Origin of the sequence: Antrihabitans cavernicola (genome assembly GCF_008297975.1) — a bacterium.
Taxonomy (GTDB): domain Bacteria; phylum Actinomycetota; class Actinomycetes; order Mycobacteriales; family Mycobacteriaceae; genus Antrihabitans; species Antrihabitans cavernicola.
The window spans coordinates 38,419-50,031 of the sequence record NZ_VLNY01000023.1 but is presented as its reverse complement, the minus strand read 5'-3'; the positions used below and the strand labels follow the sequence as shown (position 1 = coordinate 50,031).

Annotated in this window: 10 protein-coding genes and 1 pseudogene; 2 read left to right on the top strand and 9 right to left on the bottom strand. The window is 64.5% G+C overall.

The annotated features are described in order from the left end of the window. Positions 1-121 (top strand): annotated as a pseudogene (locus FOY51_RS25510) (IS5 family transposase); the annotation flags it as partial. On the opposite strand, the gene FOY51_RS25505 reads toward FOY51_RS25510, so the two are convergent. The 9 genes from FOY51_RS25505 to FOY51_RS25465 form a co-directional block, all read right to left on the bottom strand. Further along, a complete protein-coding gene (locus FOY51_RS25505) occupies positions 118-1,254 on the bottom strand; it encodes an LLM class flavin-dependent oxidoreductase (RefSeq protein ID WP_149433079.1) in 1,137 nt (378 codons plus the stop codon). The pseudogene FOY51_RS25510 and the gene FOY51_RS25505 overlap by 4 nt on opposite strands. Beyond that, a complete protein-coding gene (locus FOY51_RS25500) occupies positions 1,251-2,024 on the bottom strand; it encodes a DUF1684 domain-containing protein (protein WP_149433078.1) in 774 nt (257 codons plus the stop codon). Before FOY51_RS25500 ends, FOY51_RS25505 begins: the two co-directional genes overlap by 4 nt. After that, positions 2,021-3,385 carry an NtaA/DmoA family FMN-dependent monooxygenase gene (locus FOY51_RS25495; RefSeq protein WP_149433077.1) on the bottom strand — a complete coding sequence of 455 codons (1,365 nt, stop codon included), beginning with the start codon at positions 3,383-3,385 and terminating at the stop codon, positions 2,021-2,023. Before FOY51_RS25495 ends, FOY51_RS25500 begins: the two co-directional genes overlap by 4 nt. An 11-nt stretch (positions 3,386-3,396) precedes the next feature. Continuing rightward, a complete protein-coding gene (locus FOY51_RS25490; RefSeq protein ID WP_149433076.1) occupies positions 3,397-4,518 on the bottom strand; it encodes an LLM class flavin-dependent oxidoreductase in 1,122 nt (373 codons plus the stop codon). Beyond that, positions 4,515-6,137: a dipeptide ABC transporter ATP-binding protein gene (locus FOY51_RS25485; RefSeq protein ID WP_149433075.1), complete on the bottom strand. Its 1,623-nt coding sequence runs from the start codon at positions 6,135-6,137 to the stop codon at positions 4,515-4,517. The genes FOY51_RS25490 and FOY51_RS25485 overlap by 4 nt, the downstream gene beginning before the upstream one ends. Further along, on the bottom strand, positions 6,137-7,015 hold the full coding sequence (locus tag FOY51_RS25480; RefSeq protein WP_149433074.1) for an ABC transporter permease: 879 nt from the start codon (positions 7,013-7,015) through the stop codon (positions 6,137-6,139). Before FOY51_RS25480 ends, FOY51_RS25485 begins: the two co-directional genes overlap by 1 nt. Continuing rightward, complete coding sequence (locus FOY51_RS25475) at positions 7,008-7,979, bottom strand: ABC transporter permease (protein ID WP_149433073.1); 972 nt, start codon at positions 7,977-7,979, stop codon at positions 7,008-7,010. Before FOY51_RS25475 ends, FOY51_RS25480 begins: the two co-directional genes overlap by 8 nt. After that, complete coding sequence (locus tag FOY51_RS25470) at positions 7,979-9,538, bottom strand: ABC transporter substrate-binding protein (RefSeq protein WP_149433086.1); 1,560 nt, start codon at positions 9,536-9,538, stop codon at positions 7,979-7,981. The genes FOY51_RS25475 and FOY51_RS25470 overlap by 1 nt, the downstream gene beginning before the upstream one ends. Before the next feature lie 76 nt (positions 9,539-9,614). Beyond that, positions 9,615-10,667 carry an LLM class flavin-dependent oxidoreductase gene (locus FOY51_RS25465; RefSeq protein ID WP_149433072.1) on the bottom strand — a complete coding sequence of 351 codons (1,053 nt, stop codon included), beginning with the start codon at positions 10,665-10,667 and terminating at the stop codon, positions 9,615-9,617. A 132-nt stretch (positions 10,668-10,799) separates the two neighbouring features. On the opposite strand from FOY51_RS25465, the gene FOY51_RS25460 reads away from it, so the two are divergent. Then, positions 10,800-11,561: an HAD-IIA family hydrolase gene (locus FOY51_RS25460; RefSeq protein ID WP_149433085.1), complete on the top strand. Its 762-nt coding sequence runs from the start codon at positions 10,800-10,802 to the stop codon at positions 11,559-11,561. The last annotated feature ends 52 nt before the right edge of the window (positions 11,562-11,613 follow it).

Genomic DNA, 11,613 nt, shown 5'->3' with positions numbered 1-11,613 from the left:
GTGGCGCGGTATCGCGACCCGCTACGACAAATACGCCCTGACCTACCTCGGTGGTGTCCTGCTGGCCTGCGCCGTCATCCACGCCCGCGTCGGAGCCAACCAATTGAGAGACACGCCCTAGTCGGCCCGCAGACCGTCCAACCCCCAGGCCCGTGCCAGTAGCCGGTGCGATTCCAGCCTGTCCTCGTGCCGATGCGTGACGCTGGTGATCACCAGTTCGTCGGCGGCCGTCAGTCGCTGTAACGCGGAGAGCCGTTCGACGACGGTGTCCGGAGCGCCGACGAACTGAGTGTCCAGCCGATCCGCGACGAGGTGCTTCTGCTCGGCGGTCAACGGCGTTGCCGTGTCGGGATTCGGGTAGGCAACCGCGCCGTGGCCGCTACGGATGCTGTGGACCCACTGGCCGAAGGTCGATGCGCGACGTCGAGCCTCGGTGTCGGTGTCGGCAACCACGACATCTGCCGAGACCACCAGATACGGCTGCGGGTAGGCGGCCGACGGCCGAAATGCCTTGCGATAGCTTTCCACTGCCTCGATCGTGGTTCCGGGACTCACGTGATAATTGGCCACGAACGGCAGGCCGAGCGCCCCCGCCAACTGCGCGCTCTGCCCGCCGCTACTACCGAACAGCCACAGGTCGACGTCGGCGCCCGTGCCCGGGGCGGCGGTGAGGGGAACGCCGTCCGCCGTTTCGTAGGTTCCCGCGAGCAGGGAACGGATCTCGTCGACGACGACGGCGAAGTCGGGCGCGGTGGCACCCGGCTGCTGCAAGACCGAGTACGCGGCCGCGACCCGGGACGAGCTCAGCAGTCCCGCAGGCGAGAACGCGGGCGGGATGACGACGCCCTCGCGCGTCTCGGTTGGACGCGTCGTCTCCGGTGGCGGTGCCGATTTCTTGGCGGCGAGAGCTTCCGCTCGGCGTTGTCCCGATCGGCCGAGGCCGAGATCGATCCGGCCCGGATAGAGCGCGTCGACGGTTCCGAACGACTCGACGATCGAGGCCGGTGTGTGATGCCCGACCTGCACCGCCGCCGACCCGACGCGGATGCTGCTGGTGGCGGCGGCGATCAGGCCGATCAACACTGCCGGTGCCGAACTCGCGGTAGCCACGAAATGGTGCTCGGCTATCCAGAAGCGTTTGTAGCCCCAGCTTTCCGTGTGCTGCGCAAGATCCAAGGTGTTGCGCAATGCGTCTCGAGCCGTCGACCCTTCGCTGATCGGAGACAGGTCGAGGACCGACAGCGGCACACTCATGCCTGCCCACTCCGACGTGGCGACTGCTCGCCGGCCGCGATAGCAACACTCAACCGATTCTCTTTCGGTGCAACGGGGCACGTCGCATAGTCGCTGAACGCGCAGGGCAGGTTGGCGGCTCGGTTGAAGTCGAGCACGACACGTCCGCCTGCGGCGGGTGCTTCGATGGCGAGGTTCCTCGCCGCGGGATACGTAGTTTTGCCGCTCGTCGCGTCGGTGAACAACACCTTCAGATCACCGGTCGTACCGCCGAAGGCGACGAGCCGCTCTGCGACACCGTCGATCTCGAATGTGATTGTGCCGACGGCGTTGTGGTGGTGCTCCAGCCCTTCGACCACCGCTCCCGTCGTGATCGTGCGCGGCTGCGCAAACGCGGTGAACTGTCCTTCGATCTGCCAGCGCCGATCGGGGGCGTAGGTCGGCACGCCGTCGAAGTCGGCGAGCTCACTCGCTGCCGGATCGTGCACGCGTAGTGCGAAATTGCCGGTGCGACGGATGACTTCGACGATGCGCGCACCGTCACGGACCTCGATGCCCGGTGCACCTTCGACCGGTGTCAGACGGGAGATTCCGTCGACCCCGTCGGCAACCACGTCGTCGCCATCGGCGCGCCAGGTGCCCGGAAGTTCCGGGTACGACGCAGCCTCGTCGGTCAGCCAATGCAGCGCCGTCAGACTGAGCCAGCCGTGCTGCGCCCGCAGACCTTCCTCGCGCTCGGCCCGCCACTGCTGCCAAGCCTGTTCGAATTCGGTTGTGACAGATGCGGTCATGATGCTCGAACTCCTTCGTTGCCGTGGTGTGGATGCCGTAGCCCGAGATGGCTGCGCAGCGTAGAACCCGCGTACTCGGTACGGAAGCTGCCGCGCTCCTGCAATTCGGGAACGACCTTGTCGATGAATTCGTCGAGGCCGGCGGGCGTGATGTGCGGAACGAGGATGAACCCGTCGCACGCGTTCGACTGCACGTAGCGATCGATGCCTTCGGCCACCTGTGCGGGCGTGCCCACGAACTGCTGACGTGCGGTCACATCGATGATCAGCTCGCGAATGCTCAGCTTCTCCGCCTCTGCCTTTGCTCGCCAGTTCGCGGCGACTTCCCGCGGATCCTTCAGGTGCCGAACACGACCGCGGGTGATGCTGGCGTCATCGGTCGGTTCGACATCGGGCAATGGACCGTCCGGGTCGTAGTCGGACAGCTCGCGCCCCCACACCTGCTCCAGAAACGCAATGGCCGTCTGCGGGCTCACCTGCTGGTAGCGAATCGCCCGTGCGCGCTCTTCGGCATCGGCGGCAGATGTTCCCAACACGAACGTCGCGGCGGGGAGCACTTTCAGATCGTCGTGCGTGCGGCCGTATTTCGCCAACCGGCCCTTGATGTCCGAATAGAACTTCTGTCCTGCCTCCAGGGTGCCGTGCACGGTGAAGATGGCGTCGGCCTTGGCTGCACCGAACTCGCGCCCCTCGTCGGAGTCGCCCGCCTGCAACAGGACTGGATGTCCCTGCGGCGAGCGCGGCAGCGCGAAACGGCCCTCGATGTCGAACTGCTTGCCCTTGTGCCGAACCGTCGGAACATCGCGCGCGAACACGCCGTTCTCCCGGTCGACCACCAGCGAGTCGTCGGGCCAGCTGTCCCACAGTGCCCGCACCACATCGACCACCTCGCTGGCGCGCTGATAGCGATCGCTGTGCTCGAGATAGCCGCCACGCCGGAAGTTCTCGCCGGTGAACGCGTCGGACGAGGTCACCATGTTCCAGGCCGCCCGACCGTTCGACAGGCGATCCAGGGATGCGAATTGCTTTGCCAGCTCGTACGGTTCGTTGAATGTGGTGTTGATCGTGCCCGCAAGGCCCAGATGCGTGGTGGCACCTGCGAGAGCATTGAGCACGGTGAGGGTGTCCGGTCGACCGACCACGTCGAGGTCGTGGATGCGGCCCCGATGCTCACGAAGCCGCAGGCCCTCGGCAAGGAAGAAGAAGTCGAACAGTCCGCGCTCGGCACTGCGCGCGAGGTGGAGGAACGACTCGAAATCGACCTGACTCTTCGATGCCGGGTCGCTCCAGACTGTGGTGTTGTTGACACCCGGAAAATGAGCACCCAGGTGAATCTGTTTGCGTAGCTTGCCATCTGTCATGTCGGTCCTCCTCAGGCAGCGAATCGATTTGTCGGGCGGGGCAACCCGAGCCGACCACGCAACGTCTGGTTGGCCACGGTCCGGGGCCGTCGTAGCGGCGAAACGACGTCGTCGAGCCATGGGAGTGCGGCGGGCACCGCGAGCGGACGCAGAACGACGCCGTCAGCGATGTCGGATTCGGCGACCCAGGACAGCAGCTCGGTGAGTCCGTTCGGATCGCCGATGTACTGCTCGGTCGACGCTGTGCGGTCTTCGCCCGACCACCGATTCAGTTCGGCCACAGCCTGGTCGGCGGCCGCAACTGTGCGATCGATATGGACGTCCAGGTCCAGCAGCACCCGTATCCGATCCGGATCGCGGCCCAATTCGCCGACGCGCGCACGGATGTCGGATCGGATCTCGCGCGCCGACGCCAGCACCGGGGCCTGAATGCGAATCAGATCGCCGTGCCGTGCCGCGACCTCGATCCCGTCCGATCCGTCGGCACGCACTGTGACCAGCGGCTGGCCTTGCGGGGGCCGTGGCGTGATCGACGGTCCCTTGACCGAGAAGTGCTCACCGGCGAAGTCGATGTAGTGCAGCTTGTCGCGGTCGATGAACCGGCCGGTCGCGGCGTCGCGAATTTCCGCATCGTCTTCCCAGCTGTCCCACAATGCGCGAACAACCTCGACCGATTCCGCCGCTTCGTCCCACAGCGACCGATCGTCCTGAACGTCCTTTCGCCCGAACAGCCTGGCCTGCGCCCGATCTCGGGTCAGGCCCACGGTCCATCCCGCGCGGCCCTGCGAAGCGAAGTCCAGGCTCGCGATGGCCTTGGAGGTATGAAACGGCTCGGTGTGAGTGACCGTCACCTCGGGCAAGATGCCGATGCTGTCGGTGGCAGTGACCACCCTCGCCGCGGTCGCGACGGCGTCGAGTTGCCCGCGCTCGCGGCCGGTGCTCGCGGCGACGTCGAACGAATCCGGGAGGAACAGCAGGTCGATCCCCGCGGCATCGGCAGCCACCGCCGCGTCCACCCAGTACGCGGCGTCGAACACCTCCTCGGCACGTGAGTCCGGGCGTCGCCACGCCGCCGGATGCAGGCCGGTACCGCGCACCTCGATGCCGAGCAGCAGCGAATGGTCCTCCGTCATCGCACCTCTGTCCTTTCGTGTTCGGCGCCCCGCCCTGGAATCGCCGAGAGCAGCTCGCGCGTGTAGTCGTGCCGCGGGCTGTCGAATACTTCTTCTGCGGAACCGAATTCGATAATCCGACCGCATCGCATCACGGCAACGTGATCGCTGATCCTGCGTACGACCGCGAGGTCGTGTGAGATGAACAGGTAGCTCAGCCCGAGGTCGCGCTGCAGCTCGTCCAGCAAGTCGAGGATCTGTGCCTGCACCGACGCGTCCAAGGCCGACACCGGCTCGTCCAGTACCACCAGGTCGGGCTGCAATGCCAAGGCGCGAGCGATTGCCACCCGCTGGCGTTGCCCACCCGAGAGCTCGGCAGGACGACGGTGGGCAAACTCGGCGGGGAGCGCCACCCGATCCAGCAGCTCGATCGCGTGTTCCCTGCGCCCCTGCGTATCGGCAATACCGTAGGCGCGCAGCGGTTCCGCGACGATGGCACCGACCCGAAACTTCGGATCGAGCGAGGAATAGGGGTTCTGGTAGACCAGCTGCGCGCGTCGCCGAAATGCGCGCAACTCCTTGCCGCGCAAGGTATCGATCGGCTGTCCGTCGAAAACGACGCTGCCAGCTGTCGGCTTCTCGAGGCCCAACGCGATCCGCGCCGTCGTCGATTTCCCGGAACCTGATTCGCCCACGATGGACACCGTCGAACCCCGCGGCACATCGAACGATACGTCGTCGACGGCGGGCACCGAATTGCGCCGATCGATACGGAAGTTCTTGACGACGTTACGTAGGAACAGAATTGGAGCGGCATCGGTATTGCCGGCAGGCCGCCTCTCTCGGGTGGCGGTCAGGCTGGGCGCTGCAGCCAACAGCGTGCGGGTGTAAGGCTGCGTCGAATTGTCGAGAATCTCTCGTGTCGAACCGGATTCGACGACGCCACCGCTGCGCATCACCACGATTCGATCGGCACGATCTGCCGCCACGCCCAGATCGTGCGTGATCAACAGAACTGCGGTGTCGGACTCCGCGATGCGTTCGGCAAGATGGTCGAGGATCCGTCGCTGCACGGTCACGTCGAGAGCGCTTGTCGGTTCGTCGGCAATCAGCAAAGCCGGGCCGGCCGCCAAGGCAATGCCTATCGATACGCGCTGCCGCATGCCGCCGGACAGCTCGTGTGGGTACTGCCGTGCTCGAATCGCGGGCCTGTCGATACCTGCCCGTTCCAGCAGATCGACAGCGGCGATGCCCGCGCTGCGGCGATCGGCACGACCGTGGATACGGAGCACCTCCGCCACCTGATCACCAACCCGCATAACGGGATTCAACGAGGTCGACGGATCTTGCGGTACCAACCCGATCTTTGCGCCGCGCACGCGCTGCCACGCTCGATCGGACAGCCCATCGATCCGAGAACCGTCGAACTCCACGGTCCCGTCGACGATGCGCCCGTTACCGTGGAGCAGGCCAAGAACCGCGTGGGCCAGTGTCGACTTCCCCGAGCCGGATTCACCGACCACGGCGACCACTTCGCCCGCACCGACCGAGAGGTCGACGCCGCGCAGAGCTTCGACGGAGTGCGACTCGGTCTCGTACCGTACCCGCAGGTCGGTGATCTCCAGGAGCGACTTCGTCATCAGTGGTTCCGGCCCTCGATGCCGTGACCCACGCGGTGCGCGGCAAGCACGACCGCGACGATGCAGAGGCCTGGCAGCGTCGTCATCCACCATGCGTTCGCCAGGAAACCGCGGCCTTCGGAGACGAGCGATCCCCACTCCGGTGTCGGTGGAATCGCACCGAAGCCGAGGAAGCTGAGCGCCGAGACCGCCAAGACCGCCTGACCGAACTCCACTGCAGCCAAGGCGATCACCGGCGCGTAGGCGTTGGGCAGGACATGTCGAGCGACCACGTGGAACCTGCCGACACCGGATCCGAACGCGGCCTCGACATACAACGCCGACCGGACCCGAAGCACCTCGGAGCGCATCACCCGGGCAAAGTTCGCCACCATCGCGACGCCGACCGCGATCGCGACGTTGACAGTGCCGAATCCCAGAGCGGTGACCAAAGCCAACGACAGCAACAACGCCGGAATGGACAGCAACACGTCGACCACCCGCATCGACACCGCATCGACGAGACCGCCGATGAATCCCGCTGTCAGGCCGAGAACCGTCCCGACCACCAACGCGATCCCGACCGCGAGCAGAGTAGCGCTCAGCGACAATGCGGTGCCGTGTACAAAGCGGGTGAAGACATCGCGGCCCAGATTGTCGGTACCGAACCAGTGCGTCACGCTTGGTCCCCGCAATTTCTCGCGCGGAACGCCGCTCAATGGGTCACCGGGGGCGAACAGTCCGGGGGCCGAGGCAAATCCAACCGCCATGAGCAGCACAACCGCTGCCGCAACAAGTCCAGGTGAGCGTCGGACAAATCGGAGCAGAGCCGAACCGGAGACACCAGCTCCTGCAGCAACGGGTCGACGAAGACCCGCGTCGATCACAGTGTCAGACATGCGCCACCTCACGCTCGACGTCAGCTTTCACCGATCGCGCGATGCGCGGATCGATGAAGGGATACGCGACATCTACGGCAAGGTTCACAAGGACGAAGATCGCGGCCGAGAACACCACAATTCCCTGAACCACCGGAATGTCCTGCGCAAGAACGGATGTCTGGGTAAGCCTGCCGATTCCGGCGCGGGAGAACACGGTCTCCACCACTACCGAACCCGCGAGCATATTGCCGACCAGAACACCGGCGATGGTGAACGCGGGAATGCTGCCGAGGCGCACGACGTGTCGCCACTGCACTCGCCACCGGCTCGCGCCCTTGGCCAACGCAGTCTCGACATGGGGCTGTCGCCAGGTAGATCGGAGACTGGTCGCGAGTACCTGTGCAATGACAGCACCTGTCGGCACGGCCAGCGTCACCGCAGGCAGTATCACCGTCTGCCACCCTTTGTCTCCGAAAGCGGGCAGCGCGTGTACGCCGAACGAAAATATCTGTAGCAGAATCAATCCCACCCAGAACGTCGGCACCGCAACGCCGAGCGGAGGCAGCGAGGACAAGAGGTTGCGGAGCCAGTCTCGTCGTGTGTAGTTCGCCGCGAACGCCAGTGCGGTGCCGAAGACGAGCGCGAGAAGCAGCGCCGTCGATGCCAACGCGAGAGTGCTGGGTGCGGCGGAGGCGATCGAGTCGGTCACCGTCCGGCCAGTCGCTATCGAGGTACCGAAATCTCCTCGCACCGCATGGCTCAGCGATGTCCAGTACTGCTGCAACAGCGGCTGATCCAGTCCGTACCGTTCTCTGAGTTGTTCCAGCGCAGCCTTGTCCACGGTCGTTCCGGCGGCGGCGTTGTCTGCGGCCATGCTCACCGGGTCACTCGGTAGCAGGAACAGGATCACGAACGAGATGGTGTAGGCCGCCCACAACACGACGGCCGCCTGCAACACGCGTCGACCCAGGTAGCCAGCCATTACGATCTACCCGAAAGCCAGGCATCGTAGAACTGCAGGCGCGACGACGCTTCGAACTTCAAGTCCTGCACGGTCGATGCCACGCCGATCGCCTGCGACAGTTCGATCGTGGGGATCGACAGACCACGGTCGATGATCAATTCCTGTGCCTTGCTCACCTGTGCGCCGCGCTGATTCACGTCCGCACTCGCAAGTTGGCCCGTCAGCGCTTGATCCAGCTCGGGATCAGGTCCGCGTCGGTTGAAGTTGCGGCCGTCGGTCGCGAACGTGGCACGCAGAATGTCGGGGTCGGCGCGAGTGCTGTTGTAGTACAACGCGTCGTAGTCGCCACTGGCGGTCCGGGCGTTGTAGTCGCCGTTGGACAACAGTTGCAGCTGCAGGTCGACGCCCACCTTCTTCAGTTGCTGCTGCACGAGTTCCAGCACCGCCTGATTGCCCGCGAACACCGCGGTGAAGCTGACGGCGAAACTGAGCCGTTGGCCGTTCTTCTCGCGAATGCCGTCCGTGCCTGTGCGCCATCCTGCGGCGTCGAGGTCCTTGCCCGCCTTGGCCGGGTCGTACTTCACTGTGCTGGACAGATCTTTGTACAGCGGAGTGGTATGTGCGAGCGGCCCGGTGGCCGCGAAGAAGGTCGGGTCGAGGACCGTATCGATCAGCTCCTTGCGGTCGATCGCCGGGATCAACGCTTGGCGCACAGCCTGATCCGCGAGGACGCCTCTGGTGACGTTCGGCTGGAAGAAGAACACGATGCCGGGGTTCGGCCGCGTCAGCACCTGGCCACCCGCACCTTGAATCTGCGAAGCATCCTGGGGCAGGGCATCACTGGTGGCATCGAGTTGGCCGGATGACACGCTGCCTGCACGAACACCGGATTCCGGGACTACCGTGAAGTCGATGCCGTCGAGGTACGCATCGCCACGATGTGCGAAAACCGCTGAACCCCAGTCGTATCCGGCACGCTTCTTCAGAGTCGCCGATCGACCCTGCTGCCAGTCGGTGTAGACGAACGGCCCGGAGCCGATCGCATTGCCCTGGCAGCGCTGCTCCCAAGGTTGCGCGACGGTTGCGTCGGACAGCACACCGAGTTGCGGCGTCGACGACGCTTGCAGGAACGCAACGTTGGGACCGGAAAAGTTCACTCGCGCGGTGTGAGCGTCGATCACGTCTGTCCCGGTGTAGCCGCTCAGATAGCTCTTCGCCAAAGCACCGTCGGGACCGAGATCTTTCACGGCGTCGAAGTTCTTCTTGACCGAGTCCGCGGTGACGGGCGTGCCGTCGCTGAAGGTCACCCCGTCTTTCAAGGTGAACGTGAAACTGCTCGCATCCGGTGCAACTTGCCAACTCTGCGCGAGCCACGGCTTGATCTCGCCGGTCTTCGGATCCTGATCGGTGAGTGAGTCGACGATCTGCCGTGTCACATAGATGGTTTGGTTGGTCCCCGACTGGGCTGGATCTGCGCAGGTCGGTGCGACCGAGAGTCCGTAACGAAGAGTTCCGCCGGGCTGAGCCGGGCCTGCCGCCGCTGCGTCGCCGTCGGCGCCTCCGCATGCGACAAGCATCGAGCTGACCGCGGCAAGTACGGCGACTACGCCGACGCGTGGTCGGCTGGGTGTGGAGGACGACACCGAGAGCTCCTCAGAGTGAATGGTTGCGGGCGGACAGATTCGGAATCTTCTCCCGGAGAACAGGAGCGACCTCCGACTGGAACAGTTCGAGACTGTCGCGATGCGCCTTGTACCCCACCCCGTCGGGATCGGCACTGAGGTGGATGACCTGGTGGCCGAACTGCTCGTGATAGCGCAGCACCTTGTCGATCACCTGTTCCGGGCTACCGATCAACGCGGAACTGCGCTGCACGAAGTCGTCATAGGTTTCGAATACGACTGGCAGGCCGGTCTTTCGAGCGAATTCGAGTCGGTACTCGAAGTTCGGCCGCCATGCGTCGAGCGCATCCTGCGAATTCTCGGTGACGTGGAATCCGGCTGTGCCCGCACCGACTCGAGCGTCGGCGGGATCGTGGCCGTGGTGTGCCCATTGCTCGCGATAGTGCCGGATCAGCTCCGCGTACGGCTCGATGGCATTGGTGACGTTCGCGGAGAAGATCGGATCACCATGTTGTGCAGCGAATTCCACGGACTCCTTGCTTGTCGCGCTGCCGTGCCAGATCCGAAGTTTCGGTTGCAGCGGCCGCGGCAATGCGACGGCATCGGTCAGTGGCGGGCGGAATTTGCCTGTCCACGTGACGCTTTCGCTCTCCCATAGCTCACGAAACAGCTCGTAGCCTTCGCGGTTGCGTTCCCACTGGTCGTCCGGTGTGACGTGGAAGAGCTCCGCCTGAGCAGTCCCGTTGCCTTTTCCGATGATCAGTTGCAACCTGCCACCGGAGAGGTTGTCCAGCGTCGAGTAGTCCTCGAACGCACGCACCGGATCGAGGAGGCTCAGCGTGGTGACACCGGTCCACAGCTCGATGGTGGACGTACGTGCGGCGATATTGCTCAGCACCACCGGCGGTGCGGACGACAGAAAAGGGCGCTCGTGCCGCTCCCCCACGGCGAATCCGTCGAATCCCAACTCCTCGGCTTGAACGGCCGACTCGACGACCTGGGTCAATCGCGCCGCCGGGCTCAGCTTTTCACCGGTGACCGGATCCGGGTGGTGCGTGATCAAGCTGATCAAAAGGAACTTCACGGTACGACTCTCGCTGCTCAGCGCATCGTTAGGCATGCTTTGGATCAGTGGGAACGCAAGGGAATATTCGGGCGGTAGTCGCATACTGAACCGGTGACCACGCAAACGAACAACACTGAGCTTTCGTACCTGATGGACATGGACGGCGTACTGGTTCACGAGGAGCACCTGATTCCCGGTGCCGACGAGTTCCTGACGGAGCTGCAGAACAAGGACACGCCGTTCATGGTGCTGACCAACAACTCGATCCGAACCCCCCGTGACCTGCAGGCGCGACTGCGCCGCACGGGCTTGGACATACCCGAGAAGTCGATCTGGACGTCGGCCTTGGCGACCGCAACTTTCCTCGGGAATCAGCGACCGAACGGCAGCGCCTACGTGGTCGGCGAGTCGGGCCTGACGACGGCGTTGCACGACATCGGGTACGTCCTCACCGACAACGATCCCGACTACGTAGTGCTCGGCGAAACCCGCACCTACTCGTTCGAAGCGATCACCACCGCGATCCGTCTGGTGGAACGTGGTTCGCGATTCATAGCAACGAATCCGGATGCGACAGGCCCCTCGCGCGATGGGTCGCTGCCTGCGACCGGCTCGGTGGCGGCGCTGATCACCAGGGCGACCGGCCGCGAGCCGTACTACGTGGGAAAACCGAATGCGCTGATGATGCGGTCGGCGTTGCGCTCGATCGATGCGCATTCCGCCAACACATTGATGATCGGCGACCGGATGGACACCGACGTGGTTGCCGGGCTGGAAGCCGGCCTGCGGACCATCCTCGTGTTGACGGGAATTTCGACGCGGCAGTCGGTCGAGGAATTCCCGTACCGTCCGACGCTGGTCATCGATTCAGTGGCCGATTTGGTCGGAAAGACGGCAAATCCATTCGGCTGAGGCGACTTCGCCGGTCGAGTGCGCACATATCGTCGCGTCTTCTCGACGTTTG